General features: G+C 69.0%; 15 protein-coding genes. 10 read left to right on the forward strand and 5 right to left on the reverse strand.

Annotation, left to right across the window (positions count from 1 at the left end; translation table 11 throughout):
* Nucleotides 1-48: 48 nt before the first annotated feature.
* The 3 genes from ABDW31_RS13595 to ABDW31_RS13605 are packed head-to-tail and all read right to left on the reverse strand — an operon-like array spanning nt 49 to nt 5,566.
* Nucleotides 49-1,392, reverse strand: a complete 1,344-nt coding sequence (locus ABDW31_RS13595; RefSeq protein WP_343698965.1) for a TolC family outer membrane protein — start codon at nt 1,390-1,392, stop codon at nt 49-51.
* Nucleotides 1,389-4,472, reverse strand: a complete 3,084-nt coding sequence (locus tag ABDW31_RS13600) for an efflux RND transporter permease subunit (RefSeq protein WP_343698966.1) — start codon at nt 4,470-4,472, stop codon at nt 1,389-1,391. Before ABDW31_RS13600 ends, ABDW31_RS13595 begins: the two co-directional genes overlap by 4 nt.
* Before the next feature lie 8 nt (nt 4,473-4,480).
* Nucleotides 4,481-5,566 (reverse strand): efflux RND transporter periplasmic adaptor subunit, encoded by a 1,086-nt coding sequence (locus ABDW31_RS13605; protein ID WP_343698967.1) that lies wholly within the window; start codon nt 5,564-5,566, stop codon nt 4,481-4,483.
* A gap of 326 nt (nt 5,567-5,892) precedes the next feature.
* Here ABDW31_RS13605 and ABDW31_RS13610 point away from each other — a divergent pair, with 326 nt between their 5' ends.
* The 9 genes from ABDW31_RS13610 (at nt 5,893) to ABDW31_RS13650 (ending at nt 16,248) form a co-directional block, all read left to right on the forward strand.
* Nucleotides 5,893-6,150, forward strand: coding sequence for an EF-hand domain-containing protein (locus ABDW31_RS13610; protein WP_343698968.1), 258 nt, complete (start codon nt 5,893-5,895; stop codon nt 6,148-6,150).
* A 79-nt stretch (nt 6,151-6,229) separates the two neighbouring features.
* The gene (locus ABDW31_RS13615) at nt 6,230-6,967 is read left to right on the forward strand and encodes a response regulator (RefSeq protein ID WP_343698969.1); all 738 of its coding nucleotides are present in this window, start codon (nt 6,230-6,232) and stop codon (nt 6,965-6,967) included.
* Nucleotides 6,961-8,298 carry an ATP-binding protein gene (locus ABDW31_RS13620; protein WP_343698970.1) on the forward strand — a complete coding sequence of 446 codons (1,338 nt, stop codon included), beginning with the start codon at nt 6,961-6,963 and terminating at the stop codon, nt 8,296-8,298. The genes ABDW31_RS13615 and ABDW31_RS13620 overlap by 7 nt, the downstream gene beginning before the upstream one ends.
* 79 nt (nt 8,299-8,377) lie before the next feature.
* Nucleotides 8,378-8,908 carry an RcnB family protein gene (locus tag ABDW31_RS13625; RefSeq protein WP_343698971.1) on the forward strand — a complete coding sequence of 177 codons (531 nt, stop codon included), beginning with the start codon at nt 8,378-8,380 and terminating at the stop codon, nt 8,906-8,908.
* A 49-nt stretch (nt 8,909-8,957) separates the two neighbouring features.
* Complete coding sequence (locus ABDW31_RS13630) at nt 8,958-9,821, forward strand: hypothetical protein (RefSeq protein ID WP_343698972.1); 864 nt, start codon at nt 8,958-8,960, stop codon at nt 9,819-9,821.
* Nucleotides 9,822-10,301: 480 nt separating this feature from the next.
* Nucleotides 10,302-11,705 (forward strand): metallopeptidase TldD-related protein, encoded by a 1,404-nt coding sequence (locus tag ABDW31_RS13635; protein ID WP_343698973.1) that lies wholly within the window; start codon nt 10,302-10,304, stop codon nt 11,703-11,705.
* Between the two features lie 23 nt (nt 11,706-11,728).
* Nucleotides 11,729-13,204, forward strand: a complete 1,476-nt coding sequence (locus ABDW31_RS13640) for a metallopeptidase TldD-related protein (RefSeq protein ID WP_343698974.1) — start codon at nt 11,729-11,731, stop codon at nt 13,202-13,204.
* A 13-nt stretch (nt 13,205-13,217) separates the two neighbouring features.
* Nucleotides 13,218-14,156 carry a thioredoxin-disulfide reductase gene (gene trxB, locus ABDW31_RS13645; protein ID WP_343698975.1) on the forward strand — a complete coding sequence of 313 codons (939 nt, stop codon included), beginning with the start codon at nt 13,218-13,220 and terminating at the stop codon, nt 14,154-14,156.
* A 67-nt stretch (nt 14,157-14,223) separates the two neighbouring features.
* Entirely contained in the window at nt 14,224-16,248 is a 2,025-nt protein-coding gene (locus ABDW31_RS13650; RefSeq protein ID WP_343698976.1) for a M3 family metallopeptidase, read from the forward strand.
* Between the two features lie 100 nt (nt 16,249-16,348).
* On the opposite strand, the gene ABDW31_RS13655 is transcribed toward ABDW31_RS13650, so the two are convergent.
* Nucleotides 16,349-17,203 carry a hypothetical protein gene (locus ABDW31_RS13655; protein ID WP_343698977.1) on the reverse strand — a complete coding sequence of 285 codons (855 nt, stop codon included), beginning with the start codon at nt 17,201-17,203 and terminating at the stop codon, nt 16,349-16,351.
* Nucleotides 17,200-17,535 carry a thioredoxin gene (gene trxA, locus ABDW31_RS13660; RefSeq protein ID WP_343698978.1) on the reverse strand — a complete coding sequence of 112 codons (336 nt, stop codon included), beginning with the start codon at nt 17,533-17,535 and terminating at the stop codon, nt 17,200-17,202. The genes ABDW31_RS13655 and trxA overlap by 4 nt, the downstream gene beginning before the upstream one ends.
* 251 nt (nt 17,536-17,786) lie before the next feature.
* Here trxA and ABDW31_RS13665 point away from each other — a divergent pair, with 251 nt between their 5' ends.
* Complete coding sequence (locus ABDW31_RS13665; protein WP_343698979.1) at nt 17,787-18,833, forward strand: AraC family transcriptional regulator; 1,047 nt, start codon at nt 17,787-17,789, stop codon at nt 18,831-18,833.
* The last annotated feature ends 164 nt before the right edge of the window (nt 18,834-18,997 follow it).

The following is an 18,997-nucleotide window of genomic DNA, read 5'->3' on the forward strand; positions in this document are numbered from 1 at the left end:
GCGATGGAGCAGACCCTGGGCCTCTGCGGACAGGTCTCCGCTCGCCCTTCAGGTTCCCTCGATCAGGTTATTGATCTCGGCGAGCTGATCGGGGCCAAGCTCGCCCATCGCCGCCGACAGCTGCAGCCGCGCCACCAGGTAGTCGTAGACCGCGACGGAGCGGTCGCGCGCATTGGCCAGGCTCTGGCTTTGCGCGTTGAGCAGGTCGGTCTGCGTGCGGTTGCCAACATCTCGGCCGATGGCCGCGGCCTGCTGCTTGGCGTCGGCCGACGCTTGTGCGGTCTCCAGCGCAGCGATGCGGCGCGCGCCGGTGCTCGCGGCGTACCAGGCCTTCTGCGCGGACAGGCGCGCATCGCGCCGGGCTGCATCCAGATCGCGTTGGGCCTTGGCGGCGTTGGCGCGCGCCTCGCGCTCCTTGGATGCGATCGCGCCGCCGGCGTAGAGCGGCACGGTCAGCCGCACCCCGACCGATGCGGATTGGACGCGATCGGGGACAATCCCGTTGCCTCTGTCTCCATCGGTCCGATACTGGCCCTGATAGCCGGCGACGCCCTCCACCACCGGCCGACCGGCGAGGCGATAGCGATCGATGTCGGCGCCGGCCGCCCGGGCCGCCTGGGTCGCGGCCTTGACCTGCAGCGATTGGACCTCGGCGCGGCGACCAGCGTCGTCGGCCGATAGCGGGGGCAGGGGCGCTGTGAAGTGTTCGGTGGGACGATGCAGGTCGCTTGGGACCAGCCCCGTCAGCTCCCGGAAGACGTCGCTGGCTGTCGCCAGTTCGGCCTCGGCGGCGATGCGCTGGGCTTGGGCGGCGTCGCGTTGGGCTTCGGCGTCGCGCACATCGGTGATCTTGGCGCGTCCGGCGTCGAAGCGGGCCTGGGCGGCGCGGCGCTGCTGCTCGGCTGCGTCGACCTGCCTGTCGTAGGAGGCGACCTTGTCTTCGCCCGCGAGCACCGCGAAATAGGCCTGGGCCACCCGCAGGATGAGGTCCTGCTGGGCGCTGCTGAACTGCGCCTCCGCGCCGGCCGCTTTGGCCTGCAGCTGGGTCGCCTGGGCGCGTTTGGACGCGTCGTAGATCGGCTGGACGGCCTGGAGGCCCACCGTGGCGCGGGCGCTGTTGCGCGTCCCGCTGAACAGCGGATCCAGGTCGTCGGGGAACTGCGCGTCGGTTTCGACGCCGCTATATTGATAGCCGGTCTGCAACTGGACGCTGGGGCGCTTTAGGGCGCGCGCTTGGGCGGCAAATTCCTGGCCGGCGTCGCGGCTGGCCTCGGCGCTGCGATAGTCGGGGTCGTGGGCGAGTGCGGCTTGCCAGGCTTCGACGAGGTCGGTGGCGTGGGCGGGGGCCGCGATCGTCATCGCCGCCCCCAGCAGAAGAAGCGTGCGCGTCATGCGATGGTCTCCAGAAGGGCCTTCGTCCTGCCCGGGCGGTCGAACACCAGCTCGTAAAGGGCGGGCAGCACCACCAGGGTGAGGATGGTGGCGACGATCAGCCCGCCCATGATCGCCCAGGCCATCGGCCCCCAGAAGGTCGAGCGGGTCAGCGGGATCATCGCCAGGATCGCGGCGAGCGCGGTCAACATGATCGGGCGCAGGCGATGGACGGCCGCCTCGCGCACGGCCTGGCGCATGGTCAGGCCGTGGGCCGAGAGGGTGTCGATCTGCGCGATCAGGATGACGGAATTGCGCAGCACCATGCCAAACAGGGCCAGCGAGCCGAGCATGGCCACGAAGCCAAAGGGGATGCGGAAGATCGCCATGATCAGGGCGACCCCGATCAGCGCCAGCGGACCAGTCGCCAGCACCACCAGCATGCGTTTGACGTTCTGCAACTGGATCATCAGCAAGACCACGATCACCATGACCGCGACGGGCACGGCCGCCATCGTGGCGCGCTGGTTGATCGCGCTCTGCTCCTCGGCGCCGCCCATGACGATCGAGGCGCCGGGCGGCAGTTGCGCGCGCAGGCGATCCACTTCGGGCTTGAGCTGCTTGGCCAGGTCGCTGGCCTGCAGGCCCTCGACGTCCGCGGCGATGGTGACGGTGGGCTGGCGATTGCGCTGGTTGAGCAAGGCCGGCTCGCTGCCGGCCGAGACCTGGCCCAGTTGGGCGAGCGCCACGGGGCCGTTCGGCGTGGCGATCGGCAGGTTGGCGATCCGGCCAAGATCGGTGCGCTCGTCGCTCGACAGGCGCATCGTGACATCCAGCGCCCGATCCTGATCGCGGAAGGTGGTCGTCGCCACGCCGCCGAGCGCGGCCTGCAGCGACTGCTGGACGGTCTGGGTGGAGAGGCCCAGCGCGCGCACCTTGTCCTGGTCGAGGTCGACACGAACCGTCTTCAGCGGCTCGCCGATGTCGTTGTTCACGTCCCGCGCATGAGGATTGGCGCGGAGCAACTCCTCCATCTGCGCGGCCACGGGCCTGAGCGCATCGAGATCAGGGCCGGCCAGGCGATACTGCAGGGGCTGGCCGACCGAAGGGCCGTTCTCCAGTCGGCTTACGCGGCCGCGCACTTCGGGGAAGGTGGTGGCCAAAAGGTTCTGGAGGGTGTCGACGACCGCCTCGCGCGCGGCCTCATCCTTGGTCTGGAGCACAAGCTCGGCCAGCGTGATGTCGGGCGTCTGCACGTTGAGCGGCAGGTAGAAGCGGGGCGAGCCGCCGCCGACATAGGTGGTGACCGAAACGATGCGCGGATCCTTCGCCAGCAGCTTTTCCATCCGTGCGGCCACCGCCTGGGTCTGGGCGAAGCTGGCGTTTTGCGAAAGCTGCAGATCGACGACCAGTTCTGGCCGGTCGGACGCGGGGAAGAACTGGCGCGGCACGCCCCACTGGAACAGGAAGACCGCGCCGACGAACAGGACGACCGCCGTCGTCACGATCGTCGTGCGGCGGTCAAGGCAGCGATCCAGCAGCCGGCGGAACCAACCATAGAAGCGGCCGTCGTACTGCTCCTGGGGCGCGCCGGCGTCCTCGCGCGCATCCTGGCGCTGGGGCAGGATGTGATAGGCCAGGAACGGAGTGAAGATCACCGCCACGATCCACGACAGGACCAGGGCCAGCGCGATCACCTGGAACAGCGACTTGACGTATTCGCTGGCCGTGGCTTGCGAGACCACGATCGGCAGGAAGCCGGCGACGGTGATCAGCGTGCCCACCAGCATTGGCATGGCGGTGACGGCGTAGGCGCTGACCGCGGCCTTGGTGCGCGTCCAGCCCGCCTGGAGATGGGTGGCCACCGACTCCACGACGATGATCGCGTCGTCGACCAGCAGGCCCAGCGCGATGATCAGCGCGCCCAGCGAGATGCGCTGCAGGTCGATGCCCATGTAGCGCATGCCCACGAACGTCATGGCCAGGACTAGCGGGATGCACAGGGCCACGACGATCCCCGGCCGCCAGCCCAGCGACAGGAAGTTCACGGCCAGGACGATCACGATCGCCTCCAGCAGCGAGCGGGTGAACTCGCCGACCGCCTCGTCGACGACGTGCGTCTGGTCGGAAACGGTGTGGATCTCGACGCCGGCCGGCAACTGCGCCTGCATCGCCGCGACGGTCTTCTTCAGGTTCTCGCCCAGGCGGGCGACGTCGCCGTCGGCGCGCAGGCTGATGCCGACCCCGACCGCGTCCTGGCCGCCGAAGCGCATCTTGAAGGTAGGCGGGTCGATGGCGCGACGCTCGATGGCGGCGATCGAATCCAGGCGCACGCTCTTGCCGCCCGCCACGATCGGCGTGGCGCCCACGGCCGCGACCGAGCCGTAGTCGCCAACCACCTGCAACCGCACGCGTTCGGCGCCGGCCTCGACCGTGCCCGAGGCGGCGATCGCGTTGGTGGTCTTCAGCGCATCGGCGATCGCCTGGGCCGAGACGCCGAGCATGGCCAGGCGCGCGCTGTCATAGGTGACGTAGATGGCCTCGTCCTGCTGGCCGATCACTTCGGTCTTGGCGACGTCAGGCAGGGCCTGGATGCGATCGCGCAGGTCCTCGGCGTAGCGTCGCAAGGTTGCAGGGCTAAAGCCCGCGCCGGTGACCGCGTAGATGTTGCCGAAGGTGGCGCCGAACTCGTCGTTGAAGCTGGGTCCCACGACCCCGTCGGGCAGGTCGCCCCGATGATCGTTCACGGTCTTGCGGACGTCGTACCAGATGTCCTTAATCGCGCTGGCCTTGACGGTGGAGACCAACGTGACGTTCAGCGTGGCCTGGCCGGGGCGCGCCTTGGTCTTGACGTAGTCGATGTCGGGGATGTTCTCCATCAGCCGCGTCTCGATCGGCTTGACGACCTGCTGGGCGATCTCCTCGGCGCTGGCGCCAGGCCAGCCGACCGAGATCATCATCGTCTTGACGGTGAACTCCGGATCCTCCTTGCGGCCGAGCGCGGAGTAGGAAAGCAGGCCCGCCACCGCGGCGAGCGCGAGCAGGAAGCCGACGAACTGCTGGTGCGCGAGCGCCCAGCGCGAAAGGTTGAACTGGGTCATGGCTTTGCTCACGAGGCCGGCACGTCCACGACGCGGACCTTCTCGCCTGGGCGCAGCAGATGGACGCCGGCCGTCACGATCGTCTCACCCGCCTCAAGCCCGGTGAGAACGGTCAGGGCGTCGCCCTTGGGCGCGCCTAGACTCACGGCGCGCGGCTGGACGCTCATGGTGTTGCGATCCAGGACCCACACCTGGGCCCCGCTGGCGCCGCGGGCGACCGCGGTGAGAGGAACGCTGAGGGCGAAGGCGGCGCGCTGGCCTTCCACATGCAGCTCGGCCGTCTCGCCGATGCGTAGCTGAGCGTCGCCCAGGATGCTCAGGCGGGCGGCGAAGGTGCGGGTGGCAGGATCGGCCGCGCCCGCTAGGGTGCGAAGCCTGGCCTCATAGGTTCGGCCTGGATCGCTCAAAAGCGTGACCGTCAGGCGCTTGGCGTTCTGGACCGCGCCGAGCGCGCCCTCTGGAAGCGCGACAGCTATTTCGGGGCGAGCCGGATCGGCGATCGTGACGACCGCCGACCCGGCGGGCACGACCTGGCCGACTTCGCCCTGAACCTGGATGATGATTCCGGCGCGGGGCGCGGTGAGGGTCGTACGACCTAGTTGGGCGGCCGCGCCGCCGCGTTGGGCCTCGGCCGCGCGCAGCTGTGCTCCGGCCTGATCGGTCGCGGCCTTGGCCTGATCGAACTCGGCGCGCGAGATGAAGCCCTGCCCCAGCAGATCGCTTGCGCGAGCCAGGTCAGCGCTTTGGGCGGCTGCGACCGTGCGGGCCGCGCCCGTCTGAGCGGTGGCGCTGTCGAGCGCCCGGGCGTAATCGGCCGGATCGAGGCGCAACAGCGCCTGACCTGCCTTTACCGTCTCGCCCGTATTGATGGCGCGGGTGACGATGCGTCCAGCGACCTGGAAACCCAACTGGCTTTCATAGGCCGAGCGGATCTCGCCGGGGAAGCTGGCCGCCGCGCCGTCGGTCGCGGGCATGACCTTCAGGACGGCGACGGCGCGCCGCTCTGTCTTGACGGGCTCCTCGGCCGCGCAGGCTGAAAGCAGCAAAAGCGCCGCGAGCGCCGTAAGCGGCGAGGGGAGGAGGTTGCGCACCATGGTTTTCCCGTCGTTTGAGCCCCGCCGTCTTGGGCCTTGGGCTGGGCGCGATGGGAATGGACGCACTGCGCAACAGCGGGTCGGGTGCTTTGTAACGGTTTGTAACGACGGAGCATCCACCCGGCCTGACGTGGGCGCCGACCACGGCTCAGCGACGGGAGATCGCGCCCGCCGCAGTCTTGTCCGCTTCGCCCCGTGAACGGGGAAGGCGCGGAACGCTGCAGCCAGGCGTCGTTACAAACTGACATGAAGCTTCACGCGCGCGGCGCCTGGCCAGACTAGAGCAGCGTCGGCCCACTGACGGGCATCCCAAGAGGAGAATGATCATGACCCGTAGGATGATCGTGGCCGCGCTCGTCGGCGTTGGCCTTTTGGCGGCCATGTCGGCCGCCGCCCAGCCGTCGCCCGAGCAAGCCAAGGCGATGTTCGCGCAGATCGACACCAACAAGGACGGCGCCCTGTCGGCCGCTGAATGGAAGGCCGCCGGCCGCCGCGATCGGGGCTTCGAGATGGCCGACACCAACAAGGATGGCAAGATCACCCCCGAGGAACTGCGCGCGCTCGCCGCAAAATATGGGAAGTGACCCGTGCGGGCCGGGCGGGTGCTGCCCTCTCGGCCCAACCTCGTCTAAGACCGGTCCCGTAGAGTAAGGAGGCCCGCTCATGGCGCCCGATCCTGTGTTGTCGAGCGGCCTGGTTGCGATCGTCGAGGACGATCCTGGTATTCGCGACCTCGTAAAGACCCTGCTGGAGCGTGAGAATTTCGAGGTGCTCGCCTTCGAGGGGTCCGCGCCCCTGGAGCGAGCCGGGGTGCTGGAGCGCATCGACTGCCTGATCCTGGACCTGATGCTGCCGGGCGAGGATGGCCTGGAAATCTGCGGCCGACTGCGCGCGCGCTTCCCCAAGCTGCCGATCCTGATCGTCACCGCCAAGGACGATCCGATCGACCGGATCATCGGCCTGGAGATCGGCGCAGACGACTATCTGGCCAAGCCGTTCCACAAGCGCGAGCTCCTGGCGCGGCTGCGCTCGGTCCTGCGCCGCATGCGCGACGTCGCTTCGGCCATCGAGGCCGAGACCGGCGAGCATCTGCGCTTCGACGGCTGGGTGCTCAACATCGCTTCGCGCGAACTGACCAATCCCGCGGGGGAGCCGGTCTTGCTGACGACCAGCGAGTTCGACCTGCTCCACATCCTGCTGCTTAATCCCAAGCGTATCCTTTCGCGCGAGCTGCTGATCGACCGCACCCGGGGAAAGGCCGCCGCGCCGTTCGATCGGGTGATCGACGTGCAGATGAGCCGCCTGCGTCGCAAGCTCGGCGATGATCCGCGCGAGCCGACCATGATCCGCACCGTGCGCGGCGACGGCTATCTGTTCTCGCCGGCGGTGGTGCGATGTTGAGCTTGCGCCGGGCCCGTCTGCGCGAGCGGATCGGGCTCATTGTCCTGGTCCACCTGTGCGCCATGATCCTCGTGGTTTTCGCGTTCACGGCTGGAGCCGACAGCCGCAAGATGGCGCCGTTCTACCGCCTGCCCGATCCCGAGAAGGCGGCGCTGATCACGGCCGCCTTCGAGCATGCCCCGCCCAACACCCATCCCGGCTTGGTGCGGGCCTTCTCCGACTCCGCGTTGCGCGTGCGGTTGCTGGCCGCGCTACCGCCTGCCGCGCCCGACACCGCCACCGCACAAACGCTCGAACGCTACTCCAAGGCGCTCGGCGGACGGCCCTTCCGGATCGAGGTCTCATCGGACGCCGGCCCGGCCAGCTTGCGCCGCACGGCTCTGTCGTCCGACGCCATGCGTGTCGTGGTCGCCTTGGCCGACGGCCATGCCGTCTCGATCGAGCAGCGCGTGACCGCGCCGATCACCAAGATCTTCAACAACATCGTGGCCTTCGGACTGGCCATCGTTGTGGTCGATCTGGTCTTCATCCTCTGGCTGGCGTCGCAGACCACGCGGCCCGTGGAGCGGCTGGCGCGCGCTGTGCGCGAGGATCGGCTGGAGGCGGTGGAGCCGGGCGGGCCGCGTGAGATCGTCGAATTGACCGAGGCCTTCCGCTCGCTGCGGGCGCGCCTGGACGGCTTCCTGCAAGAGCGGACCCGGATGTTGGCGGCCATCGCTCACGACTACCGCACCTATCTCACCCGGCTTCAGTTGCGCACGGAATTCATCACCGATGATCGCCAGCGCGACCTGGCGGCGGCCGATGTCGAGGAAATGCGCGTGCTTCTCGCCGATACGCTGACCTTCGCGCATGAGTCCGCCAGAGCGGAGGCGGACGGCGCCGTCTGCGATCTGCGCGAGGAGCTGTCGTTGATCGCCGCCGAGCGTGAGGATCGGGGCGAGGATATTCGCGTCGATCGACTGGAGGAGGCGATTTTTGTCCACGCCTCGCATGTCTCATTTCAGCGGATGTTGGCCAATCTCCTCGACAACGCTGTTCGCTATGGCGGCGGTCGCGCGGCCGTGCGCGTGCAGGTCGAGGGCGAGTTGGTCCATCTATGCGTGGACGATGATGGCCCCGGCGTGCCCGAAGAGAGCCTTTCGCGCATGCTCGAGCCGTTCGAGCGCATGGAGCCGTCGCGCGCGCGCCAGACGGGGGGCACGGGTCTTGGTCTGTCGATCGTGCAGGCGCTGGCCCATCGCTATCGCGGGACGCTGGTGCTTCGCAATCGGCCCGAGGGTGGCTTTCGCGCCTTGCTGACCCTGCCGTTGGCCGGCCAGGGGCGTTGATACAAAGCGCAACTTTGACCACCACCAGCTGAAGCGTGCGCCGCCCATGATCGCCTCCTGACAGAAACGGAGTTCGGTCATGTCATCTTCCTCCCCCAAGTCGTTCCCGCGTCGCACTTTTGGCGCGGCCGTCGCCGTCACCAGCGTCATCGCGACCGTGCTGGCCACCCTGGTTGTGGTCGGCCCCGTCCAAGCCCTGGCCGCAGGTCAGGGCCCTGGCGGCCATCCTCCGCACGCCGCCCCGCCGCCCAAGGGCGGTCGGCCGCCGCACGTCGCGCCGCCGCCTCATGGGGTCGTCGTCGTCGATCGGGGGCAGCCGGGCTGGTGGCGGGGCCATCCCGGCTTCGTCAGCTATGTCGGCCCGCGCCCGGGCTACTATTACGCGCCGGGATACGGCTACTACGCGATCCCGCGCGGCTATACGCGCACGACCTGGGTCGTGGGCGCGACCCTGCCGCCGATGATGCGCAGCTATGTCGTCATCTCGCCTGCCGTCTACGGCCTGGCGCCCGCGCCCGTCGGCTGCGGCTGGTACTACGCGGGCGCCAACATCGTGCTGGTGAGGCTGTCGACCGGGGTGATCATCCAGTCGGTCGCCGGTGGCTGGTGAGCGCCAGCCGCACGCCTTTCCCTTCCAATATCCTAGCGCGAGGTTTGTCATGTTCGTCCGCACCGCCCCATCGGTGGCGCTGATCACCGCCGTCGCCGTCACCTCCTGTGCGGCCCCAGCCTTCGCGGCCGGGCCCCTGACGCTCTATCCGGAGCGGATCGGGGCGGAGACGGCGCGGTTCACGCAAGGTGTCGCCACCGTCCGGCTTACGACCCCGGCAGGGACCGTGGAGGTGCGGCCCCTGTCGGCCGACAAGGGCCAGGCGGCTTTCTCGCTGGTCGTCGTCAACCAGGGCGTTTCGTCCGCCAACTTCGGCGTCGAGAACGTGTCGGCCACCCTCGACGGTGTTCCCGTGGCGGTGCCGACGCGGGCGCAACTGGCAGATCAGGCTCAGCGCAAAGCGCGCGAGGCCAAGATTGGCGCGGCGCTGTTTGCGGGCGCGGTGGCGGGTCTGGTGTCCGGGGCCTCCAACGAGGGGGCCTATTATCAGCATGTTCGCGGCCCGCACGGCGGCTACACCCGCGAAGTCCGTTGGGAGGACAACACCCCCGGGGTGATCGGGGCGACGACGGCCGTGGCCGGCGGCGCGCTGGCGATCCAGGGCGTCGACGATCGCCTCGCGGACAGGCTGGATCGACTGGATGGACAGATCCTGCAGACCACCACCGTGGACCCGGGCGAAAGGTTCGGCGGCATGATCGTCGTGCCGATCGATCGCCAGAGCGGCTATCCGGTGCGTATTCAGCTGCAGGTGACCTTCAACGGCGCCGTGTATCCCTTCGCCTTCCTGCTCGCGCCGGCCGTCATGGCGCCGGCCGCGCCCCCCTCGTCGTCGCCTCCCGCAGCGCCGCCCATCGCCGCGCCGATGTCCATTCCGGCCCAGCCTTCGGGAGCGCCGACGCCTCCGGGCTGAAGGCGACGACGGTCCACCGGGGGCGCGGGCCTTGAGGTTGCAGCCTCTCCCCCCAAGGCCGCTTCAGGCCTGCGCCTCCGGTGGACACCTCTTGAGCGAAGAAACGACCAGGCCTGACGATGGACCGCCGTCCTGGCCTCTTCGAGACGCTCGACGCGTGGGCCATATCGGCCGCTTCGCCATAAGCGCGCCCGAGCAAAGAGGCCTTGCCCGAGGGCGCCGGCGGCGTCCTGAACGCCACGCCAGAGGCAGGCCTGTTTCAACGTGCCCGGATGATCCCGACGGCGTCCTGCGTCGTGGCTTGCACGATCAGGCAATCAATCTGGCCCCGTCGTGAAAGGGCGCCTGGGGCGATGGGTGTATCTGGCTTGGGATCGGCAGGCCCGGTCCGGCCATCGGCTGCGCGCATGAGAAAAGCTCCGTGCGGGCCGGCTTCGGCGCGGAGGACCAGGCGCGGCCCGACGAGCTTAGGAGAGGCGCTTGGTTGAAATTGGCAGCAGCGGTCCTGGCGCAAGCCCGTCGGTGGACGTGGGCGACGGCTATCTGCTCTACAGTGAAGCGGAGTTGGCCGATCTGGCCCGCGCGGGCGTGGCCCGCGCCACCGCGCTGGGCTGCGATCAGGCCCGCGTCCTGGTGCGTGAAACCGCCGGCCTGAGCGTGCGCGCCAGCCAGGGCGAGATCGCGACCTCGATCCGCGACGGGGCGGCGCTGCTCGACGTGACGGTGTTCAAGGGCGGTCGCACCGGCCGGGCGACCACGCAAGCGCTCAGCCCGGCGGCGATCGAGCGCACCGTCGATCACGCCGTCGCCATCGCCGCGGCGCTGGAGCCGGACCCGCTGGCGGGTCTTGCCGACGAGACCCAGCTGGCCTGGACGACGCCGGCGGTTAGCCTTTTTGCGCCTTCGGGGCTTTCGCCATCGGCGCTGGGGCAGGCCGCCCTGGCTATCGAGCGCGGCGCCCTGGCCGCGGCGGGCGGGCAGGAGTTGCGGATCAGCGAAGCTGGAGCCGCCAGTCATGACAGCCGATGGGCCTTGGCCACCAGCCAGGGGTTTTGCCGCTCTGGCGGCGGATCGGCGCAGCGTCGCTGGGCCAATGCGATCGCCCAGCGCGACAACGCGATGGAGACGGCCTCGTGGTCGGCGGCCGACCGGCGGCTTGGCCAGCTGATGGCGTCCGAGGCCGTCGGGCGCGAGGCCGCCGAGCGGGCGATCGGCAAGCTTGGCGCACAGACCCTCTCCAGCCGGCGATGCCCGGTGCTCCTGGATGCGACCATCGCCGACAGCCTGGTGACGGAGATCTTCGCGGCCCTGGCCGGGCGGGCCCAGGTTCAAGGCCAGACCTTCATCCCCGGCGCCGTAGGCCAGACGATCCTGCCGGCGCATGTCGACCTGCGTGAAGATCCCTTCGAGCCGTTCGGCCTGGCCAGCGCGGTGTGCGACAGCGAGGGGGTGGCGGGCGCCAGGCGCGCGGTCGTCGATGCCGGCGTCGTGGCCGGTCTTTTCCTCAGCGCGCGGTCGGGCCGGCAGTTGGGACGCCCCTCGACCGGCAACGCCGACGGCTTCTCCAACCTTGCCCTGTCCAGCCGTTCGACAGCGCCTGGCGACGACATGGCGGCCCTGTGGCGACGCATGGGCGATGGCCTGTGGCTGACCGAGTTCCTCGGCGGCGGCGTCAATCCCGTCACCGGGGCCTACGCCAAGGCCGCGGCCGGCTTCTGGATCCAGGGCGGCGAACTGGCCGGTCCCGTCCAGGGCTTCACCGTCGCGGGCAACCTTCAGGAGATGCTGCGCGACCTCGTCGCCATCGGCAGCGACGTCCACCGTCAGGGAGCCATCCGCACCGGCTCGATCCTGCTCGAAAGCCTTCAGATCGCCGGGCGCTAGCCCCTCATGGCCGGGAGCCTTCCATGACCACCATTTCGGCCTCGGCGGCCAGTCATCGCCTCGGGCTGGCCCAAGCCGCCCTGCTGGAGCCCCACGGCGTCGATCTGGCTCTTGTGGCCGCGACGCTCGATGGGCTGTCCACCCGCGAGACGGACTTTGCCGACCTCTATTTCGAAACGACCGCCACCGAGGAGTGGCAGCTGGAGAACGGCGTCGTCACGCGCGGCGGCTTTTCGATCCAGCAAGGCGTCGGCGCCCGTTCGGTCGCAGGCGATAAGACCGGTTTTGCCTATTCCAGCGCCATGACGCCCAAGGGCCTCTTGGCGGTGACCGATGCGGTCAAGGGCATGCGCCGGCAAGGCCAGGACGCGGCCGAGCGCGGCGGCGGCGCCGTCTTCGTCGAGGGCGCGGCGGCGGGCAGCGCCTATCCGGCCGTGGACTCGGCCAGCTCCTTGGACGCGGCTCAGAAGGTCGAACTGCTGCAGAGCCTTGATCGGCGCGCCCGCGCGATCGATCCGCGCATCACCCAGGTCACCGCGTTCCTGCGGGTTCTCGACAGCACGGTGCTGGTGGCCGCCACCGACGGCACGCTGGCCGCCGACGTGCGGCCCCTGGTGCGCCTCTATGTCTCGGTCCTGGCCGATAATGGTCAGCGCCGCGCCCCCGGGGGCGCCGGCACGGGGGGGCGGTTCGCGCTCGCCGACCTGTCGCCCAGCGCCGTCGATCACATGCTGCAGCGCGCGACGCGCACGGCTCTGCTGGGCCTGGAGGCGCGCCCCGCGCCATCGGGCGAGATGACGGTGGTCCTGGCCTCCGGCTTCCCTGGGATCATGCTGCATGAAGCCGTCGGCCATGGCCTGGAGGGCGACACCCACCGTCAGCGGATGTCGGTGTTCGGGGGCATGATGGGCGAGACCGTGGCCGCGCCGGGCGTGACGGTGCTGGACGACGCCACCATCGCCGGCGCGGTCGGGTCGTTGAATGTCGACGATGAGGGCGTGGTCGGTCAGCGCACGCCGCTGATCGAGAACGGCAAGCTCGTGGGGTTGATGCAGGATCGGATGAACGCCCGCCTGCTCAATGACCGGATGACCGGCAACGGCCGGCGCCAATCCTACGCCCATCTGCCCATGCCGCGCATGACCAACACCTTCCTGGCGGCCGGAGCTCACGAGCCCAAGGAGATCATCGCCTCGGTCAAGAGCGGGATCTACGCGGTGGAGTTCGGCGGCGGGACCGTGGACATCACCAGCGGCCAGTTCAACTTCTCCGCCACCCAGGCCTGGTTGATCGAGGACGGCCAGATCACCGCCCCGCTCTCGGGCGCGACGCTGATCGGCCAAGGCCACCAGTCCCTAAAGCACGTCTCGATGGTCGGCTCGGACCTGAAGCTCGACGAGGGCGAGGCCACCTGCGGCAAGCACGGCCAGACGGTCGATGTCTGCGTCGGCCAGCCCACGGTGCGGATCGACAACATGATCGTCGGCGGCGCCGGCTGAACGGAACACCCTCATGACCAAGCACACCAAGACCCTGATCCTCGGCTCGGGCCCGGCCGGCTACACCGCCGCCGTCTACGCCGCGCGCGCGGGCCTGGAGCCCCTGCTGATCGAGGGGCCCCAGCCGGGCGGCCAACTGACGATCACCACCGACGTTGAGAACTGGCCCGGCGACATCGCCGTGATGGGCCCTGACCTGATGGCCCGGATGGCCGCCCAGGCCCGGCATGTCGGCGTCGAGGTGGTGGCCGATCTGATCGAGACGGTCGACCTTGGCCAGCGGCCATTCGTGGCCGTCGGCGACACCGGCGAGCGCTACACCGCCGACAGCCTGATCATCGCGACCGGCGCCTCGGCGCGCTGGCTGGGGCTGGACAGCGAAACCCGCTACCGCGGCGCGGGGGTCTCGGCCTGCGCCACCTGCGACGGCTTCTTCTATCGCGGCAAGGTGGTCGGGGTGGTCGGCGGCGGCAACACCGCCGTCGAAGAGGCGCTGTTCCTCACCAACTTCGCCGAGAAGGTCTATCTCTTCCATCGCCGCGATGCGCTCAGGGCCGACCGCACCAACCAGGGCCGGCTGCTGGCCCACCCCAAGATCGAGGTGGTCTGGAACGTCGAGGTCCAGGAGATCCTTGGAGAGGGACGTACGGTCTCGGCGGTCGCGCTGCGCGACGTCGCCAGCGGCGCGGTCCGCCAGGTCGCGCTCGAAGGCCTCTTCGTGGCGATCGGCCATGATCCGGCCACCCAGCTCTTCAAGGGCCAGCTGGCCATGGACGAGGACGGCTATCTGAGTGTCACGCCCGGCTCGACGGCGACCAGCCAGCCAGGCGTCTTCGCCGCGGGCGACGTGCAGGACAAGCATTTCCGCCAGGCCATCACCTCGGCGGGCATGGGCTGCATGGCCGCCTTGGAGGCCGAGCGGTTTCTAGCCGCCCAGCCCGCGTCGGCCTGACCGCGGGCGCTTGGCCCGACCAAACCTATTCGAACCCACCGCCTGTTCCAGAAAAACGAGGCTTATGATGTCGTCCGCGCTCACTGATCCGTTGCAGTCGCCCGCCTGGGCGCAGGTCACGCCAGAGGCCATCGAGCAGGCGCTCGATCAGGTGCTTGGCGACCGTGAAGCCGTCGTCGATGGCCTGGCCGCCGGGGAGGGCGGGGATTTCGCTTCGGTCTGGATGCCGCTGGAGCGGGCCAATACGGCGATTTCGGCGCTTTGGTCGACGGTGTCGCACCTGCGCGCCGTGGCCGACAGCCAGGATCTGCGTGCGGCGCATCGGGCGGGCATGGCGCGCCTGACCGCTCACAACACCCAGATCCTGCAGAACCGCGGTCTTTACGATCGCCTGGCGGCCTTGAACGAGGGCGGGCGGGCGGCTTTGTCCGCGGCCGACCAGATGACCTTGCGCAATTCCCTGCGCGACTTCTCGCAGGCGGGCGTGGGGCTGGAGCCGGCCCAGCGGGCGCGTTTCGGCGAGATCTCCCTGGAGCTTTCGGCGCTGTCGACGGACTTCGCCGGCGCGGTGCTGGACGCGACCGACGCCTGGAGCGAGCTGGTCACGGATGAGGCGCTGCTGGAGGGCCTGCCTGGCCCAGCGCGCGCCATGCTCGCGGCCAACGCCACGGCCAAAGGGCTGAGCGGCTGGCTGGTGACGCTGCAGCAACCAAGCGTCATGGCGATCCTGACCTTCGCCAAGGATCGCGCGCTGCGCGAGCGGGTCTATTACGCCAACGGCGTGCGCGCTTCAGACCAGGGCGCCGACGCGGGCAAGTTCGATAATACCGACCGCATCCTGCGCATTCTGGAGCTTCGGCGCGAGGCCGCCGCTCTGCTTGGTTTCGAAAACCCCGTCGCCCGCTCGCTGTCGACCAAGATGGCGCCCGACTCCGAAACCGTGCTGGCCTTCCTGCGCGACCTGGCCGCGCGCGCCCGGCCAGGCGCGGAGCGCGACCTGGCGATCCTGCGAGACTACGCCACCCAGACGCTGGGCCTTGAGGCACTGGAGCCGTGGGATCTGCTCTATGTCGGAGCCCAGGTCCGCCAGGCCCGCCATGACCTGGACGAACAGGAAATCCGCGCCTACTTCCCGGTGGAGCGCGTTCTGGCGGGTTGGCGCAAGCTGCTGACCAAGCTCTTCGGCATCACGCTGGTCGAGCGGGCCGATGCTGAAACCTGGCATCCCGATGCGCGGTTTTTCGACGTCGTCGACGCCGATGGTTCGGTGTTCGCGGGCGTCTATCTGGATCTGCACGCGCGGGCGGGAAAACAGGGCGGCGCCTGGATGGCTGAGGCCCGGCCGCGCCTGCGTGACGACGCGCGCCAACGCAACCCGATCGCGTTCCTGACCTGTAACTTCGCTCCGCTCGTCGAGGGGGCGCCATCGCTGCTGTCGCACGACGACGTGCTGACCTTGCTGCACGAGACCGGCCACTGCCTGCACCTGCTGTTCACCCAGGTCGATCGGCCCAGCATCGCCGGCACCAATGGCTTTGAATGGGACGCCGTCGAGCTGCCCAGCCAGCTGATGGAGGACTTTGCCTGGGACTACGACGTGCTGGCCAGCATGTCGGCCCACTGGCAGACCGGCGCGCCGCTACCGCGGGCGCTCTATGATCGGATGGTCCAGGCCCGTCACTTCCAGGGCGGCCTGCTGATCCTGCGTCAGGTGGAGATGGCGCTGTTCGACCTGCTTTTGCACCTGAGCCCGCCAGGGACCGATCCGATGGCGGTGCTGGCCGATGTTCGCGACGAGGTGGCGCTGATCAAGCCGCCGGCCTGGCATCGCTTCCCCCACGCCTTCCTGCACATCTTCCACTACGACTACGCCGCCGGCTACTACAGCTACCTGTGGGCGGAGGTCCTGGCGGCCGACGCCTATGCGCGGTTCGTCGAGGCCGGCGGGGCGGATCGCCAGACAGGCGAGCTTCTGCGCCGCGAGCTTCTGTCCAAGGGGGCCACGCGTCCGGCCGCCGAAAGCTTCCGCGCGTTCCGCGGCCGCGAGCCGGATCTGGCGGCGATGCTCGTGCGACGGGGCCTGGTCAACTAGGCCTTTCGCACATCGCGCCCAAAAGAAAGGCGGAGCGTTCCTGGAACGCTCCGCCTTTTTCGTGTCGGCCGCGAGGGGCGTTGGCCCCGCGCCGGCGGGATCAGGCCTGGGCGGCGGCCAGGGCGACCAGGGCCTCGCGCGCCGGTTCCAGCCATTCCTCCACGGCGATCTCGGTCTCGAAGCTGAGCGCCTCGCTGCGAGCCTTCATTTCCGTGACCTCGGCGTCGGCGGCGGCGAGAACCCGCATCTCGGCCTTGTAGAGCGGAAAGACCTCGTGGACGTTCTCTGGGGTCATCTCAGGAACCTTCGCCGCGGCGACGGCGTGGAGTTCCATCGACCGGCGCGTGAAGGTTTCGTCGTCTTGCAGCGACCAGCCGTGGGCCTTTCGCAGGGACGCGGTGATCGCCGCCCGGCGACTGGCGGCGGCCTCGGCCGCGGCGAGCGGTTCGGCAACCAGGTCCTGGACCAAAGCCAGGAGCAGGCGAAAGATCCCCAAGGCCTCCAGGCGTTCGCGCGACGCCTCAAGGCCAGATCGGGCGGCGGCTTGCTCGGCCTCGGAGGAGGGGCGGGCGAGGCTGGCCTCGGCCAAGGCCACGCAGCTTTCGATGGCGTCGCTTTCGGCCGGCGTCAAATCCCGCGGCAGCTCCGAGGCGACATCGCGCCAGCACCAGAGCAGCCAAGCGCGCACGAGGTTCAGCGTCGAGGCCTTGGGCTCCAGGCCCTCCACCGTCTTGATGTAGAAGCCCGACACGTCGGTGTTGCGCACATCGCCGCCCAGGCGACGCATCAGATGCGTCAGGGCCGGCGTCAGGCCGTAGAGGTCGCTGAGCTGCTGGGTTGGGTCCAAAAGCGGTTGTTCGCCAAACCACAGGGCCGTTCCCGGAAGCGTCCGGGACAGCTCGGCCAGCAGCATGGATTTGGACATCACGCCGGCGGGAAAGGCCGCCTCGCTCATGCGCGCACCTGGACGTGCTGGGTCAGGATCTTGGCCAGCTTGCTGCGGCTCATCACGCCGGAATAGCGTTCCACCTGCCGGCCGCCGCTGAAGATCAGATAGGTGGGGATCGACTGGACGTCATAGGCCTTGGCGGTGGCGGGGCAGTGGTCCAGGTCGAGCTTGAGGAAGCGCACCGCGCCGTCGAACTCGCCGGCCACATCCTCCAGCGTCGGCAACATGCTTTTGCAGGGACCGCACCAGTCGGCATAGACGTCGACCAGCACGGGCACGTCCGAAGCCAGAACCTCGCGTGCGAAGGTCTCGTCGGTGATATTGGATAGGCGGCTCATCTTAGCTCCCGATCTTCTGGTCCTGTGAGGGCGCGGGCCAGCGGCCAGGCGGCTCGCCGGGGCGGGTCGACGTGATCGACCATCGCAGCGAGCAGCCGCGCGCTGCGTTGCTCAAGGATTGAACCGTAGGTCAAAACCGTTGCGCCGTGCAGTGCGGCGCTTCCCTCACCCTGCTGGTTCGTTTGCCTCACAGCGCAATTCGAACCTCCTGGCGTCGCCGAACAATTGACCCACAGTGAAGCGTTGAGATGTTGGCCACGAATATCGCCGTCGAAGGGCAGGCCATGAACGTCACCCCAGGAGCTCCCGACCGGTCGCACGCCGCGATCGCCGCGCGTGCGTCCTATACCGCCATCGGCTCTTCTTTCCTGGCGGCGCTACGCGGCGGCGAGTGGGGGCGGGTCGAGGTCCGCGGCTCGGCCGGCGTCGATGTGGGGCTGGTCGATCACGTCCTGATCGACGGAGGCCAGGCGGTGATCTGGCGGGCGCGCACGCTGGAGGGCGAGCCGACCGGCGGCGCCATTCCTTTCGAATTGCATGTGATCGCCGTGCTGGACGGCCAGCTGGAGGTCCAGGGGTGGAAGACGGGGCGGGTGCTCGGGGCCGGCGCGATCGTCGCCATGCCCAGCTGGTCGCCCCTGACGATCCTGGCCTCGGGGGCCGCCGAGATGGTGGTGCTGACGACGCCGGCCTGGTTTGCGATGCGCGCGATCCTGGGCTTGAGCGCCTTCGCGGCCGAGCAGGCGATCCCCGCGGACTTCTTCTGCGCCGCCGAGATCGCTGCGCTCATGGTCAAGTCGTGCGATCTGGGGGATGCCCCGCCGGCGACGGCCAAGGTGTCGCTCGACGTGCTGGCCACCATGCTGAGGCAAAGCTTTGAGTTTTGCGCCGCGGACGCAGAGCGCATGCCCACCCCGGCCGGACGCATGGGGCGGTTGCTGCAAAGCGTGGCTCATAATCTCAGCGACGAGGACTATTCGCCCCGGCATGCGGCCCAGGAGCTGAAGTGCTCGGTGCGCACCATCCACAATGTCTGCGCCGAGAACGGCACGACCTTCAGCCATCTTCTGTTGGAGTTTCGGCTTCGCGTCGCAGCCAGCAGCCTGGCGTCCTCACGTGACCCTGTGTCGAAGATCGCCTTCTCGACGGGCTTTGTCAGCCTCTCCCACTTTTGCCGGACCTTTAAGGCGTTCTTCGGCGTTTCGGCCACCCGTTACCGCACCCGAGGGGAGGGGGCGAGCGATCCCGTCTCTGATCATGGCCAAACTTCACGTCGCCAGTTTGCCAGGAGCTTGTGACAGGCCCGCCACAGCCCCTTGCGCGGGGGCATACCTGCACGGTGGGGCAACAATTGTCTCACGAGGGGGCAAGACATAAAAACTGTACAAAGCGCTAATGGTCCTCAGCAAAGTCGTCACCGCGGGGCGCTCGAATGTAAGCATTCGCGCGATGGTGGAGGTGA

The sequence above is a fragment of the Caulobacter sp. genome (genome assembly GCF_039596335.1).
Lineage (GTDB): Bacteria > Pseudomonadota > Alphaproteobacteria > Caulobacterales > Caulobacteraceae > Caulobacter.

Coding starts and splice junctions, on each gene's coding strand:
- ABDW31_RS13610 (WP_343698968.1), top strand. CDS start 5,893: ATGACCCGTAGGATGATCGTGGCCGCGCTCGTCGGCGTTGGCCTTTTG.
- ABDW31_RS13605 (WP_343698967.1), bottom strand. CDS start 5,566: ATGGTGCGCAACCTCCTCCCCTCGCCGCTTACGGCGCTCGCGGCGCTT.
- ABDW31_RS13655 (WP_343698977.1), bottom strand. CDS start 17,203: ATGAGCGAGGCGGCCTTTCCCGCCGGCGTGATGTCCAAATCCATGCTG.
- ABDW31_RS13625 (WP_343698971.1), top strand. CDS start 8,378: ATGTCATCTTCCTCCCCCAAGTCGTTCCCGCGTCGCACTTTTGGCGCG.
- trxB (WP_343698975.1), top strand. CDS start 13,218: ATGACCAAGCACACCAAGACCCTGATCCTCGGCTCGGGCCCGGCCGGC.
- ABDW31_RS13615 (WP_343698969.1), top strand. CDS start 6,230: ATGGCGCCCGATCCTGTGTTGTCGAGCGGCCTGGTTGCGATCGTCGAG.
- ABDW31_RS13650 (WP_343698976.1), top strand. CDS start 14,224: ATGTCGTCCGCGCTCACTGATCCGTTGCAGTCGCCCGCCTGGGCGCAG.
- ABDW31_RS13595 (WP_343698965.1), bottom strand. CDS start 1,392: ATGACGCGCACGCTTCTTCTGCTGGGGGCGGCGATGACGATCGCGGCC.
- ABDW31_RS13640 (WP_343698974.1), top strand. CDS start 11,729: ATGACCACCATTTCGGCCTCGGCGGCCAGTCATCGCCTCGGGCTGGCC.
- ABDW31_RS13620 (WP_343698970.1), top strand. CDS start 6,961: ATGTTGAGCTTGCGCCGGGCCCGTCTGCGCGAGCGGATCGGGCTCATT.
- ABDW31_RS13600 (WP_343698966.1), bottom strand. CDS start 4,472: ATGACCCAGTTCAACCTTTCGCGCTGGGCGCTCGCGCACCAGCAGTTC.
- ABDW31_RS13630 (WP_343698972.1), top strand. CDS start 8,958: ATGTTCGTCCGCACCGCCCCATCGGTGGCGCTGATCACCGCCGTCGCC.
- trxA (WP_343698978.1), bottom strand. CDS start 17,535: ATGAGCCGCCTATCCAATATCACCGACGAGACCTTCGCACGCGAGGTT.